The 21,088-nt window shown below is 65.5% G+C and carries 21 protein-coding genes; 10 read left to right on the top strand and 11 right to left on the bottom strand.

Annotation, left to right across the window (positions count from 1 at the left end):
- Positions 1–6: 6 nt before the first annotated feature.
- From ASD73_RS11090 to mdh, 3 genes are all read right to left on the bottom strand, one after another.
- Positions 7–2,829, bottom strand: coding sequence for a 2-oxoglutarate dehydrogenase E1 component (locus tag ASD73_RS11090; RefSeq protein WP_056373526.1), 2,823 nt, complete (start codon positions 2,827–2,829; stop codon positions 7–9).
- Between the two features lie 82 nt (positions 2,830–2,911).
- Positions 2,912–3,802, bottom strand: coding sequence for a succinate--CoA ligase subunit alpha (gene sucD / locus ASD73_RS11095; RefSeq protein ID WP_037517798.1), 891 nt, complete (start codon positions 3,800–3,802; stop codon positions 2,912–2,914).
- Between the two features lie 64 nt (positions 3,803–3,866).
- Positions 3,867–4,829, bottom strand: coding sequence for a malate dehydrogenase (mdh, locus tag ASD73_RS11100; protein WP_056372293.1), 963 nt, complete (start codon positions 4,827–4,829; stop codon positions 3,867–3,869).
- 320 nt (positions 4,830–5,149) lie between these two features.
- On the opposite strand from mdh, the gene ASD73_RS11105 reads away from it, so the two are divergent.
- Entirely contained in the window at positions 5,150–6,193 is a 1,044-nt protein-coding gene (locus tag ASD73_RS11105; RefSeq protein ID WP_056372295.1) for a polysaccharide deacetylase family protein, read from the top strand.
- Here ASD73_RS11105 and zapE read toward each other — a convergent pair.
- From zapE to ASD73_RS11120, 3 genes are read right to left on the bottom strand one after another with little or no spacing between them, the layout of a single operon-like run.
- Positions 6,146–7,285: a cell division protein ZapE gene (gene zapE / locus ASD73_RS11110; RefSeq protein WP_056372297.1), complete on the bottom strand. Its 1,140-nt coding sequence runs from the start codon at positions 7,283–7,285 to the stop codon at positions 6,146–6,148. The genes ASD73_RS11105 and zapE overlap by 48 nt on opposite strands.
- Positions 7,282–7,773, bottom strand: a complete 492-nt coding sequence (locus ASD73_RS11115; RefSeq protein ID WP_156377359.1) for a PaaI family thioesterase — start codon at positions 7,771–7,773, stop codon at positions 7,282–7,284. The genes zapE and ASD73_RS11115 overlap by 4 nt, the downstream gene beginning before the upstream one ends.
- Positions 7,770–8,552, bottom strand: a complete 783-nt coding sequence (locus tag ASD73_RS11120; RefSeq protein ID WP_056372300.1) for a succinate dehydrogenase iron-sulfur subunit — start codon at positions 8,550–8,552, stop codon at positions 7,770–7,772. The genes ASD73_RS11115 and ASD73_RS11120 overlap by 4 nt, the downstream gene beginning before the upstream one ends.
- A 128-nt stretch (positions 8,553–8,680) precedes the next feature.
- On the opposite strand from ASD73_RS11120, the gene ASD73_RS11125 reads away from it, so the two are divergent.
- From ASD73_RS11125 to ASD73_RS11145, 5 genes are read left to right on the top strand one after another with little or no spacing between them, the layout of a single operon-like run.
- Positions 8,681–10,225, top strand: a complete 1,545-nt coding sequence (locus ASD73_RS11125; RefSeq protein WP_056373529.1) for a lipopolysaccharide biosynthesis protein — start codon at positions 8,681–8,683, stop codon at positions 10,223–10,225.
- Complete coding sequence (locus ASD73_RS11130) at positions 10,222–10,923, top strand: HAD-IB family phosphatase (RefSeq protein WP_056372301.1); 702 nt, start codon at positions 10,222–10,224, stop codon at positions 10,921–10,923. The genes ASD73_RS11125 and ASD73_RS11130 overlap by 4 nt, the downstream gene beginning before the upstream one ends.
- A gap of 45 nt (positions 10,924–10,968) precedes the next feature.
- The gene (locus ASD73_RS11135; RefSeq protein WP_056372303.1) at positions 10,969–12,045 is read left to right on the top strand and encodes a hypothetical protein; all 1,077 of its coding nucleotides are present in this window, start codon (positions 10,969–10,971) and stop codon (positions 12,043–12,045) included.
- A complete protein-coding gene (locus tag ASD73_RS11140) occupies positions 12,042–13,100 on the top strand; it encodes a CDP-alcohol phosphatidyltransferase family protein (protein WP_056372305.1) in 1,059 nt (352 codons plus the stop codon). The genes ASD73_RS11135 and ASD73_RS11140 overlap by 4 nt, the downstream gene beginning before the upstream one ends.
- Positions 13,097–13,525, top strand: coding sequence for an HIT family protein (locus tag ASD73_RS11145; protein ID WP_056372308.1), 429 nt, complete (start codon positions 13,097–13,099; stop codon positions 13,523–13,525). Before ASD73_RS11140 ends, ASD73_RS11145 begins: the two co-directional genes overlap by 4 nt.
- Here the strand turns inward: ASD73_RS11145 and ASD73_RS11150 are convergent.
- Genes ASD73_RS11150 through ASD73_RS11160 form a run of 3 tightly spaced genes read right to left on the bottom strand, consistent with a single transcriptional unit; the run spans position 13,513 to position 15,991 of the window.
- Positions 13,513–14,277, bottom strand: a complete 765-nt coding sequence (locus ASD73_RS11150) for a phosphocholine cytidylyltransferase family protein (RefSeq protein ID WP_056372310.1) — start codon at positions 14,275–14,277, stop codon at positions 13,513–13,515. The genes ASD73_RS11145 and ASD73_RS11150 overlap by 13 nt on opposite strands.
- Positions 14,274–15,068: a nucleotidyltransferase family protein gene (locus ASD73_RS11155; protein ID WP_056372312.1), complete on the bottom strand. Its 795-nt coding sequence runs from the start codon at positions 15,066–15,068 to the stop codon at positions 14,274–14,276. Before ASD73_RS11155 ends, ASD73_RS11150 begins: the two co-directional genes overlap by 4 nt.
- Positions 15,065–15,991, bottom strand: coding sequence for an alpha/beta hydrolase (locus ASD73_RS11160; RefSeq protein WP_056372314.1), 927 nt, complete (start codon positions 15,989–15,991; stop codon positions 15,065–15,067). The genes ASD73_RS11155 and ASD73_RS11160 overlap by 4 nt, the downstream gene beginning before the upstream one ends.
- Positions 15,992–16,112: 121 nt before the next feature.
- Between ASD73_RS11160 and ASD73_RS11165 the strand changes: the two genes are divergently transcribed.
- From ASD73_RS11165 to ASD73_RS11180, 4 genes are read left to right on the top strand one after another with little or no spacing between them, the layout of a single operon-like run.
- A complete protein-coding gene (locus ASD73_RS11165) occupies positions 16,113–16,955 on the top strand; it encodes a diacylglycerol/lipid kinase family protein (protein WP_056372316.1) in 843 nt (280 codons plus the stop codon).
- Entirely contained in the window at positions 16,952–17,800 is an 849-nt protein-coding gene (locus ASD73_RS11170; RefSeq protein ID WP_056372318.1) for a metallophosphoesterase family protein, read from the top strand. The genes ASD73_RS11165 and ASD73_RS11170 overlap by 4 nt, the downstream gene beginning before the upstream one ends.
- Before the next feature lie 56 nt (positions 17,801–17,856).
- On the top strand, positions 17,857–18,957 hold the full coding sequence (locus tag ASD73_RS11175) for a hypothetical protein (RefSeq protein ID WP_056372321.1): 1,101 nt from the start codon (positions 17,857–17,859) through the stop codon (positions 18,955–18,957).
- Positions 18,954–19,997, top strand: a complete 1,044-nt coding sequence (locus ASD73_RS11180) for a phosphotransferase family protein (protein ID WP_056372323.1) — start codon at positions 18,954–18,956, stop codon at positions 19,995–19,997. Before ASD73_RS11175 ends, ASD73_RS11180 begins: the two co-directional genes overlap by 4 nt.
- A gap of 71 nt (positions 19,998–20,068) precedes the next feature.
- On the opposite strand, the gene rpsI is transcribed toward ASD73_RS11180, so the two are convergent.
- Positions 20,069–20,566, bottom strand: a complete 498-nt coding sequence (rpsI, locus tag ASD73_RS11185) for a 30S ribosomal protein S9 (protein WP_037517835.1) — start codon at positions 20,564–20,566, stop codon at positions 20,069–20,071.
- A complete protein-coding gene (gene rplM, locus ASD73_RS11190; protein WP_056373531.1) occupies positions 20,566–21,045 on the bottom strand; it encodes a 50S ribosomal protein L13 in 480 nt (159 codons plus the stop codon). The genes rpsI and rplM overlap by 1 nt, the downstream gene beginning before the upstream one ends.
- Positions 21,046–21,088 lie beyond the last annotated feature (43 nt).

A 21,088-nucleotide genomic window follows, 5' to 3' on the forward strand; every position in this document is an offset into this window, starting at 1 on the left:
TGGGGCTTAAGCTTTGTTCTTCGCACGGCGGATTTCGGCGCGAACCGAAAGGCCGAGCGCGTCGGCGACGAGCGCCGACTGTTCGGTCTGGTGACGGCTCATCAGGCCCGTCGCGGGCGACGCCGCGGCGGCGCGGCCGGCATAGCGCGGCCGCATGCCCTTCTTGCCCGCCTCGGTCAGCGCGTCCTCGATCAGCTCGTTGACGAAGAACCAAGCGCCATTGTTGCGCGGCTCTTCCTGCGCCCAGACCACCTCTTCGAGGTTCGGCATCCGCTTCAGACGAACCGCGAGCGGTTCACCGGGGAAGGGATAGATCTGCTCGAGGCGGACGACCGTCGTGTCGGTGAGGCCCGCGGCATCGCGCGCTTCCATCAGGTCGTACCCGACCTTGCCCGAACAGAGGACGACGCGCTTGACGTCCTTGTCCGCGGGCGGCGTGCGGTCGGACATCAGGCGGCGGAAATGCGCGTCGCCGATGAAGTCCGAACGCTGTGACACCGCGAGCTTGTGGCGGAGCAGCGACTTCGGCGTCATGATGACCAGCGGCTTGCGGAACGGGCGCAGCATCTGGCGGCGCAGGACGTGGAAATAGTTCGACGGCGTCGAAATATTGCACACCTGGATATTGTCGCCCGCGCAGAGCTGAAGGAAGCGTTCGAGGCGCGCCGAGCTATGTTCCGGCCCCTGTCCTTCATAGCCATGCGGCAACAGCAGCACGAGACCGTTGGCGCGCAGCCACTTGGCTTCGCCCGATGCGATGAACTGATCGATCATGATCTGTGCGCCGTTGGCGAAATCGCCGAACTGCGCTTCCCAGAGCACGAGGCTCTTCGGATCGGCCATCGCATAGCCATATTCGAAGCCGAGCACGCCATATTCGGAGAGCGGGCTGTCGAGCACCTCGAACCGGCCGTGCGGCACGGTCGTGAGCGGGACATATTTGTCCTCGGTCTTCTGGTCGACCCAGACGGCGTGGCGCTGACTGAAGGTGCCGCGCCCCGAATCCTGACCCGACAGGCGGACCTGATAGCCTTCGCTGAGCAGCGTACCGAAAGCGAGGCTCTCGGCGGTTGCCCAGTCGAACACTTCGCCGTCGCCCTTGTCGGCGAACATCGCACCGCGCGCGTCGATCACGCGGCGGAGCGTCTTGTGAACTTCGACGTCGGCGGGGATCGTCGTCAGCGTGCGCCCGATCGAATCGAACAATTTGTCCGAAACGCCGGTCGCGATATTGCGGCGCGCATTTTCGGGATCGGCGGGGGCGTGGAGCCCCGACCAGCGGCCCGCGAACCAGTCGGCCTTGTTCGGCTTGTAGCTCTTCGCCGCTTCGAAATCCTCTTCGAGCCGCGCCACGAATTCGGCGCGCCGGGCATCAGCCCAGCCCGCATCGACCACGCCTTCGGCTTCCAGCTTCGCGGCGCAAAGCTGCGACACCGGCGGATGCTGGCGAATGACGCCGTACATGAGCGGCTGGGTGAACGACGGTTCGTCGCCCTCGTTGTGGCCGAAGCGGCGATAGCACCACATGTCGATCACGACGTCGCGCTTGAACTGCTGGCGGAAATCGATCGCGAGCTTGCAGGCGAAGGTCACGGCTTCGGGATCGTCGCCGTTGACGTGCAGGATCGGCGCCATCACACCCTTTGCGACGTCCGACGGATAGGGCGACGAGCGCGCGAACTGCGGGCTGGTCGTAAAACCGATCTGGTTGTTGACGATGAAGTGGATGCAGCCGCCGGTGTTATAACCGCGGATGCCCGAGAAGCCGAGGCATTCCCAGACGATCCCCTGCCCCGCGAAGGCCGCGTCGCCGTGGATCAGCACCGGCAGCACCTGCTCATGCTTTTCAAGGTCGTCGCGCACAACCTGCTGCGCGCGCACCTTGCCGAGCACGACCGGATCGGCGGCTTCGAGGTGCGACGGGTTCGGAACGAGCGACATATGCACCGACGCGCCGCCGAATTCGCGGTCGGTCGAGGTGCCGAGGTGATATTTGACGTCGCCCGAACCGCCGACATCGTCGGGGTTGGCGCTGCCGCCCGAAAATTCGTGGAAGATCACCTTGTATGGCTTCGCCATGACGTTCGCGAGCATGTTGAGACGCCCGCGGTGCGCCATGCCATAGACGATCTCGCGCACGCCATACTGCGCACCATATTTGATGATCGCTTCCATCGCGGGGATCATGCTTTCGCCGCCGTCGAGGCCGAAGCGCTTGGTGCCGACATATTTGCGCGCGAGGAATTTCTCCCACTCCTCGGCCTGGATCACCTTGCTCAGGATGGCGCGTTTGCCCTCGACCGAAAATTCGATGATCTTGTCGGCGCCTTCCATCCGTTCCTGCAGGAACTGCCGCTCCTCGATGTCGGCGATGTGCATATATTCGAGGCCGACATTGCCGCAATAATTGGCGCGCAGGATCCCAACGATCTCGCGCACCGTCGCGCGTTCGAGGCCGAGCGCGCCGCCGAGCCAGACCGGCCGGTCGAGATCGGCGCCAACGAAGCCGTGATATTCGGGCGTGAGGTCGGCGGGCAGCTCGCGCTGGCTGAGGCCGAGCGGGTCGAGGTTCGCAGCAAGATGACCGCGCACACGATAGGTGCGGATCAGCATCATCGCGCGGATCGAATCGTCGGCGGCGCGTTCGACTTCGGCGTTCGACAAGGGGGCGCCCGCCTTGGCGGCGGCGGCCTTCACCGCGACCTGCATCTGCTGCGGGTCGAGCGCGGCGGTCAGGTCGTCGCTGTCGATCTGGGGCCAGTTCTTCGGCGCCCAGCTCGGGCCGGCCTGCGGCTCGTCGATGTCGAAGCTTTGTCGTTCGAGGTTCATCTGCTTTTCCACGGGGAGGTAGGGGTGGGTTTTATATGGGGAGCGGAGGCCCGCCGGCAAAGGGCGCCGGCGGGCCGTCCGGTCAGACGCGTTCCTTCAGCACTTCGGCGAGGGTCGAGCCGAGTTCCGACGGGCTCGCCGACACCTTGATGCCCGCAGCTTCCATCGCGGCGATCTTGCTCTCGGCGTCGCCCTTGCCGCCCGACACGATCGCGCCGGCGTGGCCCATGCGGCGGCCCGGAGGCGCCGTGCGGCCCGCGATGAAGCCGGCCATCGGCTTCTTGCGGCCGCGCTTGGCTTCGTCGATCAGGAACTGCGCCGCCTGCTCCTCGGCGTCGCCGCCGATTTCGCCGATCATGATGATCGACTTGGTCGCTTCGTCGGCGAGGAAGAGTTCGAGCACGTCGATAAAGTTGGTGCCGTTGACGGGGTCGCCGCCGATGCCGACCGCGGTCGTCTGGCCGAGGCCGACGTTCGTCGTCTGGAACACGGCTTCATAGGTGAGCGTACCCGAGCGCGAGACGACGCCGACGCTGCCCTTCGAGAAGATGCTGCCGGGCATGATGCCGATCTTGCATTCGCCGGGCGTCAGCACCCCGGGGCAGTTCGGGCCGATCAGGCGCGACTTCGAACCCGAAAGCGCGCGCTTCACCTTGACCATGTCGAGCACCGGGATGCCCTCGGTGATGCACACGATCAGTTCCATCTCGGCGTCGATCGCCTCGAGGATCGAGTCCGCGGCGAACGGCGGCGGCACGTAAATGCAGCTCGCGGTCGCGCCGGTCGCGGCCTTGGCTTCTTCAACGGTGTTGAAGTTCGGCAGGCCGATATGCGTCGTACCGCCTTTGCCCGGCGTCACGCCGCCGACCATCTGCGTGCCATAGGCGAGCGCCTGTTCGGTGTGGAAGGTGCCGGTGGCACCGGTCATCCCTTGCGTGATGACCTTGGTATTCTTGTCGATGAGGATGGACATATTCTAATTCTCCTGGGGAGAGCCCGCCCGCCCGACGCCAAGCGCCGGGCGTAGCCAAAAGGGATCACGCGAGGCTGGGATCCAGCGCCTTGCACGCGTCGAGCAGTTCCTTGACCGCGTCGACCGAGACCTGCAGGCCCGACTTGTCTTCATCGTCGAGTTCGATTTCGACGATCTTTTCGACGCCGTTCGCGCCGATCAGCACCGGCACGCCAACATACAGGCCATCGAGGCCGTACTGGCCGTCGACATAGGCGGCGCAGGGCAGGATGCGCTTCTGGTCACCCAGATAGGCTTCGGCCATCGCGATGCCCGAGGCTGCCGGCGCATAGAAAGCCGAGCCGGTGCCGAGCAGCGCGACGATCTCGCCGCCGCCGCCGCGCGTGCGCTTGACGATCGCGTCGATCTTGTCCTGGCTCGACAGGCCCATCTTGACAAGGTCGGGGACGGGGATGCCGTTGATCGTCGAGTAACGCACGACGGGAACCATCGTGTCGCCGTGGCCGCCGAGCACGAAGGTGTTCACATCCTTCACCGACACGTCGAATTCGTCGGCAATGAAGTGGCTGAAGCGCGCCGAATCGAGCACGCCGGCCATGCCGACGACCTTGTTATGCGGCAGACCCGAGAATTCACGCAGCGCCCACACCATCGCGTCGAGCGGGTTGGTGATGCAGATGACGAACGCGTCGGGGGCGTTGGCCTTGATGCCTTCGCCGACGGCCTTCATGACCTTCAGATTGATGCCGAGCAGGTCGTCGCGGCTCATGCCCGGCTTGCGGGCGACACCGGCGGTGACGATGATGACGTCGGCGCCGGCGATGTCGGCATAGTCGTTCGTGCCGGTGATCTTCGTGTCAAAGCCCGCGATCGGGCCAACCTGCGACAGGTCGAGCGCCTTGCCCTGCGGCACGCCTTCCACGACGTCGAACAGGACGACGTCGCCGAGTTCCTTTTGCGCGGCGAGCAGCGCCAACGTTCCGCCGATATTCCCGGCTCCGATCAAAGCGATCTTCTTGCGTCCCATGGCGCGCGGCACTCCCTTCCTGGCAAGCCCGGCAATTGGTTCACAGACCGGCGGGAGCACGGGCTAAAGCTCCGCTCCGGTCCCAAGACTGGCGACGCCCCTACGCCGATTCCCTTAACGAAACAACCGCGAAAAGGACGAAAAACAGGCTTTCTTTGCTAATAGTTCGCAATAACTATAAGTCGCCTTGCGCGATGGTCTCCAGATGCGAATAAGCGCGCGATGTGACAAGCGCGAAGCGGCCGCGGCCCCGCCTTCGCGGCGATCGCGCAGGAATCGGTTAACTCTCCCTTATCGCTGCCATGCTACGCGCGGGAACAATGACCCGGGCAATCATCAGCTTCGACACCGAATTGTCGGCCGGCCTTTACCAGCGCGGCGCCGACGCGCGCGCCAATTTCGAAAGCTCGATCCTCGGCCGCTGCCGCGATGGCGACTTTGGCATCCATTTCCAGATGGACATGCTCGAACGCCACGGCCTGACCGGCGTGTTCTTCATCGATCCGATGCCCGCGCTGGTCTATGGCCCCGAGGTGATCGACGCGATCGTCCGGCCGGTCGTCACGCGCGGGCACGAGGTTCAGGTTCATATCCACACCGAATGGCTCGCCTTCGCGCGCTTCAACCCGGTCGGGCGGCTGACCGGACGCAATATCGGCGATTTCCCGCTCGCTGCGCAAAAGAAGCTGATCGCGCTCGCCCGCGACATTCTCGTGGGGGCAGGCGCACCGAAACCAACCGCCTTTCGCGCGGGCAATTTCGGCGCGAACGACAACACGTTGCGCGCGCTCGCCGCCCTCGGCTTCCGCTTCGACAGCAGCTTCAACGGCGCGTATCAGGGCCATGGCTGCGACATCTCGCTCGACCCCGGCAACCTCGGCATGCGCATCCACCATGGCGTCTGCGAAGTGCCGGTCAGCGGGCTGATGGACCGCGCCAGCCGCTTCCGCCCTGCCCAGCTTTGCGCGATGTCCGAAGAGGAAATGCGCGACGCGCTGGATCATAGCGCAGCGAGCGGCGCGATCCAGTTTTCGGCGTTCAGCCACAGCTTCGAACTGCTGAGCCGCGACCGCGAGGTTCCCAACGGCCTGGCGATTTCGCGGATGGAGGCGCTGTGCCGCGCGGTCGCGGACGATGCGCGGGTGACGAGCGGCGGCTTCGCGACGCTGCCCGGACCACCCGAACGCCCCGCGCGGATCGGACTCGCCGCACCCAAGCCGCTGCGGACGCTGCGCCGCACGATCGAGCAGGGTATCGGCCATCTCGCGCACGAGGTGCGTTATGTGCGCGACCTCATTTCTGTGACGGTCAATTCGTCACGATGGGGAAAGATTGCCAGCGGTGTCGTCCTGGCCGTGGCCTAGGTCGAGATAATCGTCCGACTGCATTTCGGCGAGGCGGCTCGCTGTCCGCTCGAATTCGAACGCGCCGTCGCCCGCGATATAGAGCTGATCGGGCATCGCCGCCGCGCTCGCGAGCAGCTTGACCTTATATTCGTAGAGCGCGTCGATTAGCGTGACGAAGCGAGCCGCCTCATTGCGGTTTTCGGGCCCCATGCGCGGGATGCCGACGATGATCACGCTGTGGAAATGCCGCGCGACTGCGAGATAGTCCGATGCCCCCCGCGCCTCGCCGCATAGCCGCTTGAACGAAAAAACCGCGACTCCCTTCAAGGCTTTCGGCACGTGCAGCAACCGCCCGCCGCCGACGTCGAGCTCGAGCGTCGGGACATGCGCGCGGTCCTCGGGCGGATAGTCGGTGAGCCGGAAGAAGGCGGCCGACAGCGCCGCGCTCGCCGCATCGTCGGCAGGAACGAACCAGCGCGCGCCGTCGCCCAGCCGGTCGCGACGATAATCGGTCGGGCCGTTGAGGCCCATCACATCGAGCCTTTCCTCGACGAGCGCGATGAAGGGGAGGAAATGTTCGCGGTTGAGCCCGTCCTTGTAGAGGTCCTTCGGCGGCCGGTTCGACGTTGCGACCATCGTCACCCCTCGGTCGATCAGCGCGGTGAACAGGCGCGAGAGGATCATCGCGTCGGCGCTGTTGTTAACCACCATTTCGTCGAACGCGAGGCAGCGCGTATTTTCGGCGAGAGCATCGGCGACGAGCGGGATCGGATCGCCGCTCTCGCTCTTCCTGACCTCGCGCATCCGCGCATGGACGTCGAGCATGAACGCATGAAAATGGACGCGCCGCTTCCGCTGGATGGTGAGCTGGTCGTAGAACAAGTCCATTAGCATCGACTTGCCGCGCCCGACCGCGCCGCACAGATAGACGCCGCGCAGCGCCTCGGGCTTGCGGCCGGCAAGACGCCAGAGCAGGCTGCCGCGCTTGGGCACGGCTTCGAGTTCGGCCTGCAGCCGGTTCAGCCGCCCGGCGGCGGCGCGCTGCTCGGGATCGGGGCGAAGCTCGCCCGCCGCGACAAGCGCGTCATAGGCCGCAAGAACGGTGGTCACTTGGCGCTCGCCTTGCGGATCGTCCCGGCGAAGCTCAGCACGATATGGCTGTCGCCCTCGCCCTGTACGACGAGCCCGCGCAGGAAGATCAGCCGGCCGGTCTCGCGCACCAGCTCGACCACGGCATCGAGCGGCTCGCCGACGCGGCCCGCGCCGACAAATTGCGTCGACAGGTCGAGCGTCACCGAATGGCCGGCATTGAGCGAGCCAAACTGATGCGAGGCCGCGAACAGCGCTATGTCGACAAGCGCGAGCGTCACCGCGCCGTGGACGTTGTCGCCGAGGTTGCTGTGCCTGCGCTCGGGCAGCATCCGCACCCTTGCGCACGGACGGCCGTCGGCGGTTGGCGATTCGACGCGGACCGTCAGCGGTTCGATGAAGGCATTGAAGCGGCTGGGGTCCTTGAGGTTCCAGCTGACCCAACCATCCTTCAGCGTCTCCGCGCTGAAATGGTCCCGGCGCTTCGGCTCCTCGATCCCGTCGTTCACACCTGCCGCTCGGCCTCGAGCTTCTTGATCTCGGCGATCGCGCGTGCGGGGCTGAGGCCCTTGGGGCACGCATTGGCGCAGTTCATGATCGTGTGGCAGCGATAGAGGCGGAAGGGATCTTCGAGCTCGTCGAGCCGCTCGCCGGTCATCTCGTCGCGGCTGTCAGCGAGCCAGCGATACGCCTGGAGCAGGATCGCGGGGCCGAGGAACTTGTCGCTGTTCCACCAATAGCTGGGGCAGCTGGTCGAGCAGCAGGCGCACAGGATGCACTCGTAAAGCCCGTCGAGCTTCTCGCGCTCTTCGGGCGACTGCAGCCGTTCCTTGCCGCTCGGCGTCGTCGTCTTGGTCTTCAGCCAAGGTTCGATCGACGCATATTGCGCATAGAAATGCGTGAAGTCGGGGACGAGATCCTTGATCACGTCCATCGCGGGCAGCGGAGTGATCGTGATATCGCCCTTCAGATCTTCGATCGCGGTCGTGCAGGCGAGGCCGTTCTTGCCGTTCATGTTCATCGAACAGCTGCCGCAAATGCCCTCGCGGCACGAACGGCGGAAGGTCAGCGACGAATCCTGCTCGCTCTTCATCTTGATGAGCGCGTCGAGCACCATCGGGCCGCATTTTTCGGTGTCGATCTCGAACGTATCGAAACGCGGGTTCTGGCCGCTATCGGGGTCGTAGCGATAGACTTTGAATTTCTTCACCGCCGCGGCGCCATCGGCCTTGTGGACCTTGCCCGTCTTTTGCGGGCGGCTGTTCTTGGGCAGGACAAATTGGGCCATATCGCGGGGTTCCCTATGCAATTGGGCGCTGCCTAGACCCGAAAGGCAGAGTCGACAAGGGGGTGAAGGGGGGCGAGCGCACGAAAGCCGCTGGCGGCACGGCGGACGAGCCGCTAGGTGCGGCAACGATGAGCGAAGACGTCGCCAAACCCGCCGTAACCAGCCGCAGCGTCGCACGCGGGCTTGGCACGACCGTGCTGGCGCGACTAGGCGCCGTGGTCGAGATCGTCGCGCAGCCGCTTTACGTCCTGATGTTCGGCCTTGCCGGCTATGGTCTCTATGCCGTGCTTTGGGCTGCGGTAAACCTGCTCGAGAATATCTTCGATCTCGGCATGACGAGCGCGATGCAGCGCACCGTGCCGCAATCGGCAGGCAAGGCCGAGGCTGCGGCGGCGCTGCGCACCGCGATGATCTTCGGTGTCGGTCCATGTATCATCGTCGCGGCCATCGTTGCGCTCTTTGCCGCCGACCTCGGGCCGCTACTCAATGTCGCGGACCATGACCGCGAACTCGTCACCCCCGCGATCCGCATCTTCGTCTGGGCGCTCCCGCTGTGGGCCTTTGTCGAGATCGCGACGTCGGCGCTGCGCGCACGTATGGTATTCGGGGCCGAAATCCGGCTGCGGATCGTCTGGGAACAGATGTTGCGGCTGGTGTTCGCGGGGCTGTTTTTCGCCGGCGGGCTTGGCCTCAAGGGGCTGTTTATTGCGCATCTTTGCTCGCTCGCGATAACCGCGGCGCTCAGCGTGCGGCTGCTCGCGCGCCACTATAGCTTCGCCGACCTGTGGCGCGGGCCTTGGGTCACCCACACGACGCGCGACACCTTCTGGGCGGGGCTTTCGATCCTGCCGTCGAACATCATCACGCGGCTGTTCGGCGATGCGCCCGCGCTCATCCTCAACATGCTGCTCCCCGGCGCGGCGGGCGCGGCGGCGGCGGGCCTGTTCACGATCGCGCGAAAATTGTCGAGCGTGGTCCAGCTTGTGCGCATCGCCTTCACCTATGTGATGGCACCATTGGCGGCGAGCGCCGAACGCGAGGACCGGCGGCAGGTCGCCGACATCTATGCTTATGCGACGCGACTGATCTCGGCGATCGCACTTCCGCTCGCCGCCGTGCTCGCTGCGGGCAGCGCGTCGTTGCTCGGCCTGTTCGGACATCAGGCGCAGGCGGCCCAAGCCGCACTTGTCATCCTGCTGCTCGCGCGCGCGGCAGAAGCGGTGCTCGGCATTTCAGCCCCGGTACTGCAGGTGGTCGCCGCGTTCCGCCAGCAACTTACCGCCAGCATCTTCGGCGTCGCCGTGGCCGTGGGTGCCGGATGGCTGATCGTCGGGCATCTCGATCCACTGACCGGAGTGACGCTCGCGACGGCGATCGGGCTTGTCGTCATGGCCGCCATCCCGACGCTCCAGCTCGCAATCGTCGAAAAGCTTCATCCCTTCGACGCCCAATTTCCGGCGGTGGCCTTGCGCGGAATTGCGATCACCCTTGTTGCAGGTATAGCGGCTGTATTCGTGGACCTGCTGCCCGATGCCATATCGCTGCCGCTGCTCGCGCTGATCGCCGTCGCGGCCATCTGGCTTGCGCTGCGCTTTGCCCTGCCACTTGCCGACCGCGCTTCGCTCGGCAAGACGGCGCGCAAGCTGCGCCTGATCGGACCCGCCGAGCGATGAGCGAGGTGGTTCCCATCCGCGTCGCGATCTACGACCTCGACCGCACGGTGCTACGCAAGCCGACCTTCACGCTGTTCCTGCTGTGGGCGGCGTGGCGCGAGGCGCGGTGGCGCATGCTGTTGCTTCCGGCGCTCGCAGCGCTGATGATCGGCTATGCGCTGCGCCTCTATGGCCGCGACCGGTTCAAGCCGGCGGCGATTCGCCTGATGTTGGGGCCACAGATTTCGCCGACGCGCGCGGCGGACCTCGCGGCGCGCTTTGCCGAATGGCGGGTACCGCGCGACGTGCCGCCGGGGGCGCAGGCGTGTATCGCGCGCGACCGCGCCGAGGGATACCGCCTGCTAATGGCTACCGCGGCGCCCGAATTCTACGCCGGTGCGATTGCCGAAGCGCTAGGCTTCGACGCGATCGTGGCGACCCGCCACCGGCGCGGTTCCGACGGCAGCTGGCTGCCGCTGCTAGATGGCGAAAATTGCTATGGCGCCGAAAAGGCGCGGCGCGTCACCGAGTGGCTCGATGCGAACGCCGCGGGCGGCGCGGTGCATATCCGCGCTTATTCGGACCACCCGAGCGACGCGCCGACCTTTGCACTGGCGAATGAATCCTGGCTGGTGGGACGCGGCCGCAATCTGGCCCGTCTTGCCGCGCAGCAAGGCTGGCGGACGCTGGATTTCGAAACAACCACCGGACCCGGCTGAATGCGGCCGCCTCCCTTCGCCCGATCCGCCCTACCGGAGTTTCGCTTGCCAACCCCCATCGCCTTCCTTGCCATTGCCGAAGCGCAACAGCTTTATCATTGGCTGCCGACGGCGCTCGAGCTCGCGCGGCGCGACGATGTAAGGGTTTCGATCTTGTCACCATCGCGCCAGATCCTCGATCTCGTGCTCAGCTATGATACACAAGGCCGGTTCGAATCCGTGCTGCTGCGCCGGCCACCCTTTGGTCCCGACTCGCTGTTCCGCCAACCGTCGCGGCTTGCGACCTTGCTGCTCAATTATTCCGCCATCCGCCGCTTTCCCGTGCTGGTCACGACCGAAATTTCCAGCGCGTGGCTGAAACGCGTCCCGGGTTTTTCATCGCGCATCGTCGTCATCAAGCATGGCGCGGGCGACCGCGAGGGCGGCTATCGCGGGCGGCATGCGCTGATCGATCTGACCCTCGTCGCGGGCGAAAAGGATCGGCGGCGCATGATCGAACACAAGCTGTCCGAACCGGGCAATGTCGTCGTGGGCGGCTACGCTAAGTTCGAAATATGCGCAGAGCGGCAGCGTTATTTCGACAACGATCTGCCGACCTTATTCTACAATCCGCATTTCGATGCGAAGCTGTCGTCGTGGCCGACGCACGGGTCCGAAGTGCTCGCCACCCTCGAGGCGCTCGAGGGGTGGAATGTCATCATCGCGCCGCATACGAAGCTGGCGCAGCGCATGCCGCCGATCACGACGCCGGCGGCGCATATCCGGGTCGATATGGGCAGCCACCGTTCGATCGACATGAGCTATACGCTGAGCTCCGACGTCTATCTGGGCGACGTGTCGAGCCAGGTTTACGAGTTTCTCCTGCGCCCGCGTCCCTGCATTTTCCTCAACCTCGACCGGTTAGCGTGGCGCGACGATCCAGCCTTTGCGCACTGGCATTTGGGTCAGGTCATCGAAGATATCGCCGAACTCCCCGCCGCGCTCGCCCGGGCTGCGGACTTGCAACCGACCTTTGTTGATGCTCAGGAAGCCGCCATGCACGATTCCATCGATCAATTCCCGATCCCCGCCTCGATACGGCAGGCCGACATCATCCTTGATTTCGCAAGGACGCCACGATGAGCGCGGCGATCCGCCTGCTCGGCGAAAACAGCACCTCGATCTGGGGGATGACCAACGCCGAGCGCTGCCGCCGCATGGCGGAAAAAGACGGCAAGCCGATAGCGCCGGGCCATGAACTGGTCTTCAACCTCGCTTATGTCTTCGACCCGATGCTGCTGCGCTGGGTGATCGAACAGCCAGGTACGGTTTTCGCCTGGGGCGGCGCCCCCGTGATCGGACAGGTCCCGGCCGGCAGCGACCCGATGGCGGCCACCGCCATCGATCTGTCGGACGGGCGCAAACTCTATAATCGCCAGCTTCGCAAGCTCGAGCAGCCCTTCGTCAGGGAACTCACGCCCGCGACGCGACGAGAGATCGAGCGGAAGAGCTATTTCGGCGCCTATAAGGGCGTCACCGATGCGCTCACCAAATATCTGTGGCCCGAACTCGCGCTATGGCTGACGCGCGGCGCCGCGAGCATCGGCATGACGCCCAATATGGTGACCGCAATCGGCGCGGCGCTGTGCATCTATGCGACCTATCTCTTCGCCTACGGCCATTACTGGACCGGCATGCTCGCGGGCTTCATCTTCATGGTTCTCGACACCGTCGACGGAAAGCTTGCGCGCTGCACGATCACTTCGTCGAAATGGGGCAATGTCGCAGACCATGGTGTCGACCTGATCCACCCGCCCTTCTGGTGGTATTTCTGGGGCGTCGGGCTCGGCAGCTGGGGCCTCGCTCTGTCGAACCAGACCTTCCTGCTGGTCATGATCGCGGTCGTTGCGGGCTACATCCTCCAGCGCGTGATTGAGGGATTGTTCATCAAGGACTTCGGCATGGACATCCATGTCTGGCAGAAATTCGACAGCGATTTCCGCCTCGTCACCGCGCGGCGCAACCCGAACTTCGCGATCCTCTTTTTCGCGACGCTCGCGGGACGCCCCGACATCGGGCTGATCGCACTGGCGTGGTGGACCGTCATCTCGCTGGTCGTCCATGCGGTGCGGCTGGTGCAGGCCTATGCCGTGAAGCGGTCGGGCCGCCCAATCGTCAGCTGGATGGAAGAAGCATGAACGAGACGATCGCAAAATTCGGCTATCCCGCAACACTAATCGCCGAATATGAGCATTGGGTCGTGCTGCTCCGCCCCGCGCAGCCGACGCTCGGCGCGCTGGTGCTGGCGGCGAAATCGGACGCGACCGCGTTCGGCGATTTGCCGGCCGAAGCGCACACCGAACTCAAGATCGCCGCCGCAGCGATTGAAGTCGCGCTCAGCCAGGCCGTCGGCTATGCGAAGATCAACTATCTGATGCTGATGATGGTCGACCCGCACGTTCATTTCCACGTCCTGCCGCGCTATGACGGCGAACGCTCGGGCGCGGGGTTGACAGTCGTCGACGCGGGCTGGCCGGCGCAGCCCGATCTCGGGCAAGCGATGAAGCTCGACGACGCACAGATCGCCGCGCTCACCGGCTGGCTCAAACCCTATTTTGCGTAGCGGCCTTCTTCGGCCCATTTCGCAGTAAGCACGTCGGCGGCTTCGACGTCCTGCGGGAAGTCGACTTCCTGCCACTCGAGCCCCTCGATCGACACGGTGCCGACGCGGTTGCCCTTGGCGATAATGTCGATCGCGCGCAGATACCAGCGCTCGACCCCGTCGGGGGTGCGCATCATCTGGTCGACCTGATTGCGAAAGATCGACGGGCCATCGCCGACGAAGGCGAGCATGCCGATCGATTCGGCGTTGGTATCGGGGGGCAGCAGCCGCTTGCCGATGTGATGCAGGCGGCCTTCGGCGTCGCGGTTCACCTTCATGTCGTCATCGTCATAGTCGGCCTTGACGTCGACGGTGACGTTGATCGGCTCGTTCGCGCCCGCGATCAGCTTCGCGACGATCTCGTCCGAGATGATGGTGTCGCCGTTGAGGATGATGAAATCGCGGTCCATCTCTTCGCGCGCGATCCAGCAGGTGCCGAGATTGTCGGCGACCTGAAAGAAGGGATTGAACAGGGTGCGGATGCGCGCGCCGGTGTCACGGTACAACTGCAGCGCATGATCCTCGACGCGTTCGGTGCGAAAGCCCGTGACGACGACGATATCCTTGATCCCGTTCGCGACGAGCGCCGCGACCTGCCAGCTGATGAGGCTGCGGCCGTTGAGCTCGATCAGGCATTTGGGGATGTCGCGGGTCAGCGGCAGCAGGCGCGAGCCCTGCCCGGCCGACAGGATGATGGCTTTGTCGATGGTCATAGGGGCTGCCCTATAGCGCCTTGCCGCCGCGCGGCAAATATCGCTTCGATCAGTTCGATGTCGGCGGGCTTGTCGGCATCGATGCACGCCTCGGGTTGGGACATCGGCACAACCTTCGCCTTGAGGCCGAAACGCAGCCCGGCGCGCGCGACGCCCTGCTGAATCGTGAAGAGGCGGAGCAGCGCGCCGATCAGGAGCCACGGGCCGAAAGCGGCGACGATCTTCAGCCCCTTCTTGCGGTCGCGCTCGATGCGCCCCCAGAAATCGAGCAACGGCAGCACGCGGCGCCCACGCAGGCGGAACATGTTCGCACCCGACCACCAGCCGCCACGAAATTTCAGCCAGGTGCGCTTCGACTGCGGATAGCGCGCGAGCAGAGTGTCGCGTTCGACCATCGCGACCGCGACGTCGCTATCCTCGGCGGCGCCCAGAAACTCGGCGATCATCGTCGGCGTGAGCAGGACATTGTCGGCCGTCGTCACCAGCAACGGGTCGTCCCCGGGTGGCAGCGCGGCGGCAAGCGAGCTGCTGATCCCCTGCCCGGAATCGGCGAAATGCAGGTCGGCGAGCCCCACCAGTCCCGGCTCGGCGGCGAGCTCGGCGCTGTTCTGCGCGAGGATCGTGATCGGACCGACTTCGGGCGAAGCGCGCAGCGCCCGCACGACATGGACGAGCATCGCCTGTCCCGCGATCGGCAGCAGCGCCTTGGTCGACACGCCGCTACCGGTCAGTAGCGGATCGGGGCCCGGCCGGCTGCCTGCGAGCACGATCGCCGGGATCGGGGCGCTCACTGTGCCGCTTCCGACGCGGGCGCAATGCGGCGGCCGGTCACGCCGCGCAGGAAGTCGGTCGCCTCTTCGAGTACCGGCCCCTTGTTCTGGAACGGTGCGGCAAGCGCCATCACGATGCCGGTATGGCCCATGCCGGGGTAGACGCGGAGCGTAACCGGGCCGCCCGCCTTCTCGATCGCGGCGGCGAGGTTCTGGCTGTTGCGCGGACGCACGGTGTCATCCTCGTCGCCGGTCGCGAGCCACAGCGGCGGCGCGTCGCCGCGCGCGAAGTGGATCGGCTGGGTCTTCTCGATCGGCTTGACCTTGCCCATCGCCCGGTCGCCGCGGCCGCCCTTTTCGAGCGGCAGGAAGTCATAGGGTCCGGCGAGCCCCGCGACGCCGCGGATGATCGACGGGTCGCTCTTCACCGCGCGCAGCCATTGCGGGTCGAGCGCTAGCATCGCGGCATTATAGGCACCCGCCGAATGGCCCATCAGCGCGATCCGGTCGGGGTCGCCGCCAAGTTTGGCGATATGCTCGTGCGTCCACGCGACCGCCGCCGCGCTGTCCTCGATAAAGTCGGGCCAATATGCTTTGGGTGCGAGGCGATAGTCGGGGATCACCACGACGAAGCCCTGCCGCGCCAGCGCGCGGCCGGCGAAACCATAGCTGCCCCGCTCGCCGCTGTCCCAGCCACCGCCATAGAAGAAGACGACCACGGGCAGGCGGTCGTCCGCCTTGGCATTTTCGGGAATCCAGATGTCGAGCGACTGGCGCGGGCCGTTGCCATAGGGCTGATCGCCCAGCAGCAATCGCGCGCCATCGCCCTGCCCGAGCAACCGGTCGGCCATGTTCAGCGACTTAGCGCCGCCCGCGACGATCATCTTGGCGCCGCCGCCGAACAGCAGCACGAGCAGCAACAGCACGAAAAGGAATTTGATCAACCGTCGTCCTTTGGAAACCGGCCCCGCCATCTTTCGCGCCCTACAGGGCGGCGGTGCGGCGAACAAGCGGCGGCGCGATATAGGCCGCCACCTTTTCGGCGCTCGCGCGTAGGACAGGGCGATGACCAGCAATTTCTCGCGCCCCGCCCTTGTCTGCAATCTGCGTAGCGGCAGTTCCGACGAGGCGCTCGTCGGCCGTTTGACCGAGATATGCCGCGCGACGGGCGCCCCGCTAGTCCGCACGGCCGTCCTCCCCGACGACGAGCTGCCGTCTGCGGCCACGCTACAGAACGACGGCGTCGACCTGCTACTCGTCCTCAGCGGCGACGGCACGCTCAACGCCGCCGCGAGCAAGCTTGAAGCATGGGGCGGCGCGATGCTCCCGCTCCCCGGTGGTACGCTCAACCTGTTCCACAAGACGCTGCACGGCGATCGCAATCCCGAAGATGTCTTACAGGACGCGCTCACCGGCAAGGCGCAGAGCGTCCATCCGCCGACAATCCTCTGCGACGCAGGGCGCGCCTATATCGGCGTGATTGCCGGGCCGACCACCGCATGGGCCGAGGTTCGCGAACAGTTCCGCTCGCTCAGCTTCAGCGGCCTTGCCGAAACCATCCCCGAAGCGATCGATGCGACACTTCATGGCGATGGCGTCCGCATCCGCGGTTCGGACCAGTCGTTCCAGGCGATCAACCTGACGCCAAAGCCCGATCGCATTCTTGCAGAGGGGCTGATCACCGACAGCGCGGGGTCGATCCTCAGCCACGGGATCGCGTGGCTCGGCGGCGATTTTCGCGAGGGTCCGAGCGTCGACCTGTCCGAGCGCAGCGCGGTCGTCATCGAAAGTACGGGCGCGATCGGCCTGCTCCTCGACGGCGAACCCGCCGAATTGCCGTCAGGATCAACCTATCGCCTCGAACGCAGCCCGCTCGCATTCCTCGCTACCGCGCCTGTCAAGCCATGACGCGGCTCTTCCATATCAGCGACCTCCATTTCGGGCTCGAGGATCGCGCCGCGCTCGCCTGGTTCCGCGAATGCGTGCGCCGTGAACAACCCGATGCGGTGCTGATCACCGGCGACCTCACGATGCGCGCGCGCAGCCGCGAATTCACCGCCGCTTGCGACTGGATCGGCGCGCTCGACGTGCCGGTGACGGTCGAGGTCGGCAATCACGACCTCCCCTATTTCAACCCCCTGGAGCGCTTCTTCGACCCCTATCGCCGCATCCGCGGAATCGAGGCGCTCGTCGAGCGCGAACTCGACCTGCCCGGCGTCGCCGTGGTGCCGCTGAAGACCACCGCGCGCGCACAATGGCGACTCGACTGGTCGAAGGGTTGGGTGACGCCCAAAGCGCTCGCCAAGACGCTCGCTGCAATCGACGCGCTACCGCGTGGCGCGACGCTACTCGTCACCGCACACCATCCGCTCGTCGAAGCGGGCACGCGCGGCCGCGCGCTAACGCGTGGCGGCGCGCGCGCGCTGCGCGAACTGGCCAAGCGCGGCGTCGCGGCGGTGCTCACCGGCCATGTCCACGACGCCTTCGATCTCGTCGCGCAAACCGAAGCAGGCCCGATCCGCATGATCGGCGCGGGCACGCTGTCGCAGCGCATCCGCTCGACCCCGCCGAGCTTCAACGAGCTGCGGATCAAGGACGGCGACATCGCAGTCCGTGTTCGCAACGTCGAGGCGGTTCCGACCCCCGACATGCAGATCGACGACGTGCCGCCCGATGCATTGCCGCCGCGCGAACCGGGCGAACCCGTCGCACCGATCGACGCCGTACCGCCAGTCGATCCGCCGGTGCATTGACGCCGCGCCGTATCCCGTTACGTTGCAAGAAAAAACGCAAAATGGGATGAGAGACGATGCTGACCAAGGGCGACGATTTCCCGCTGCACCAGAGCGCCGAGCCGATTGCCTTCGCCGGCACCGACCGCAATTTCTATGATCGCTATTTCTTCAACGGCTATTCGCCCGACGGATCGGTTTTTTTCGCTGCCGCGATGGGTTTTTATCCACAGCTCGGTATCGTCGACGCGGCCTTTTGCGTGCTGGTCGACGGGATGCAGCATAATCTGCGCGCGAGCCGCCGGTCGGGGGGCGAGCGGCTCGACCTGTCGGTGGGTCCGATCGCGATCGCCATCGACGTACCCCTCGAACGGCTGACGCTACGCATCGCCGCGAACGACGGGCCGCTCGCGGGCGAACTCCATTTCACTGCGCGGCATTTCCCGATCGAGGAACCGCGCTTCACCCGCCGCAACGGTACGCGCCTGTTCATGGACTATACGCGCATGACGCAGAACGGCCATTGGTCGGGATGGCTTTCTGTCGATGGCGCGCGCGTCGATGTCGGCGCCGACTGGGCCGGAACGCGCGACCGCAGCTGGGGCATCCGTCCCGTCGGGGCTGCCGAACCACAGCCGCCGCCGCAGGGCAATTTTCACCAATTCTTCTGGCTGTGGACGCCGTGCAATTTTGAGGGTCGCTCGCTCTTCTTTCACAGCAACGACGACGGCGAAGGAAGCCCGTGGAACCGCCGCGCGGTGCTGGTCGGCGGCGCGTCAAGCAGGGGGGGCAGCGAGCGCCATTATGCCGACCCCGCATTTGCAGCCGAATGGCAGCCGGGCACGCGGCGCTTGGGCAAGCTGACCGCCGATTTCAATGACAGCACGCGCCTGACGCTCAGCCCGAGCGGGCCCGTGTTCGCGATGAGCGGGCTAGGTTATACCCACCCGGTCTGGGGTCACGGTTTCGATCATGGCGAGCTCGAGGTCGCGCACGACAGCCTGTCCGAAGCCGAACGGACGTGGGGCAATCCGCTCGCGATGCATGTACAGGCGCTCGTCCGCGCCGACCTCGCCGACGGCGACCGCAGCGAGAGCGGCATCGGCGTACTCGAACAATTGTTCGTCGGGCCGCACGCGCCAACGGGGCTCACCGGCCTGATGGATCCCGCGCCGTGAGGTTTCCGACCTCGCCCGAGGCGATGCAGCCAGAATGGCTTGGTGCGGTGCTCGGACACCCGGAAAAACTGAAAGGTTTCGTCGCGGCGAAGGTCGGCACCGGGCAGATGTGCGACAGCTATCGCCTGACGCTCGACTGGGACGCTGGTGTCGAGGCCCCCGCGACGGTGATCGCCAAATGTCCCAGCCATGACGAGGCGAGCCGCAATATTGCCAAGCTTACCGGCACCTATGTCAAGGAAATCAGCTGGTATCGGGAGCTTGCCGCCGCCAGCGGCGTCCCCGCGCCGATATGCCATTATTGCGACATCGCCGACGACGACGTCGATTTTGTCCTGATCCTGTCGGACCTCGCTCCGGCACGGGCGGGCGACCAGCTTGCCGGTCTCGGCCTCTCCGGACTGATCCCTTGCATCGAAGCGGCGGCAAAGCTTCATGGATATTTGTGGAACGACGCCCGGCTCGCGCAGATGCCCTTGCTTGCACGCGACAATGCCGGGCTGATCCGCACGCTGTTCCCCCAGCTCTATATCGGCTTTCGCGAACGCTATGCGGCAAGGCTCGCGCCCGAGGTGCTCGACCTCGGCGCCGGGCTCGTCACGAAACTCGACGCCTATCTGGCGCGCGAGCCTTCGGTCCGGACGATCGTCCATGGCGACCTGCGTGTCGACAATATCCTATTCGCGCCGGAAGGCGAAGCCTGCTGGATCGTCGACTGGCAGACGCTGGGGCGCGGCAGCGGCGCCGCCGACCTCGCCTATCTGGTCGGCACCAGCATCGCCGACCCGTTCGAGCGCGCCGCCGCCGACCGGCCCGCCTTCGACCATTGGATCGCGGCATTGGCCGCCGCGGGCGTTCAGCCCGATGCCGAAGCGCTGTGGACCGATTACCGCGTCGGCGCCTTGAGCGGCTATTTCATGGCAGTCTTCGCATCGATGAGCGTCGAACGCACAGCACGCGGCGACGAGATGTTCGCGGTGATGGCCGAACGGCCGGCGCGGCAGGCACTCGCGCTCGGGAGCCTCGACCTTCTTGGCTAATCTGCAACGGAAAAGGGCGGCCCGTTGCCGGACCGCCCTTCCTTTCTCCGTCCGTCGACGGAAGAAACTGATTAGCGCTTCGAGAACTGGAAGCTGCGACGGGCCTTGGCCTTACCGTACTTCTTACGCTCGACGGCGCGGCTGTCGCGGGTCAGGAAGCCGGCCGTCTTCACAACGCCGCGCAGCGCGGGTTCGAAACGGGTCAGCGCCTGTGCGATGCCGTGCAGCACGGCGCCCGCCTGGCCCGAGAGGCCACCGCCCTTGACGGTTGCGATCACGTCATACTGGCCAACGCGCTCGGTCAGGCCGAAGGGCTGGTTGATGACGAGACGCAGCGTCGGACGTGCGAAATAGACTTCCTGGTCGCGGCCGTTGACGGTGATCTTGCCCGTGCCGGGCTTGACCCACACGCGGGCAACGGCGTCCTTGCGGCGGCCGGTCGCATAGGCGCGGCCCTGCTTGTCGACGATCTTTTCACGCAGCGGCGTGGTCGAAACCGGAGCGGCGACGGTGCCTTCGACGGCGCCGGCGAGATCCTTGAGATCGGTCATGGTCTGTTCGTCAGCCATTATGCACCCACCTTGTTCTTGCGGTTCATCGACGCGACGTCGATCACTTCGGGGCTCTGCCCTTCATGCGGATGTTCGGTGCCGGCGAAGATGCGCAGGTTGCGCATCTGCTGGCGGCCGAGCGGGCCACGCGGGATCATGCGTTCGACAGCCTTTTCGAGCACGCGCTCGGGGAAACGGCCTTCGAGAATCTTCGCGGGGCTCGTTTCCTTGATGCCGCCGGCATAGCCGGTGTGCTTGTAGTAACGCTTGTCCTGCAGCTTCTTGCCGGTGAACGCCACCTTCTCCGCGTTGATGACGATGACATTGTCACCGCAATCGACGTGGGGGGTGAACGACGGCTTGTGCTTGCCGCGCAGGATGTTGGCGATAATCGAAGCAACGCGGCCCACAACGAGACCCTCGGCGTCGATCAGCACCCATTTCTTTTCGACCGTCGCGGCGTTCGCCGATACAGTCGTCTTGGTCAGCGCCTTCATCATGGCGACCTCCTTGACAGATATGGACCAGGACAGCAGCCAT

Source organism: Sphingopyxis sp. Root154, assembly GCF_001427105.1.
Taxonomy (GTDB): Bacteria; Pseudomonadota; Alphaproteobacteria; order Sphingomonadales; family Sphingomonadaceae; genus Sphingopyxis.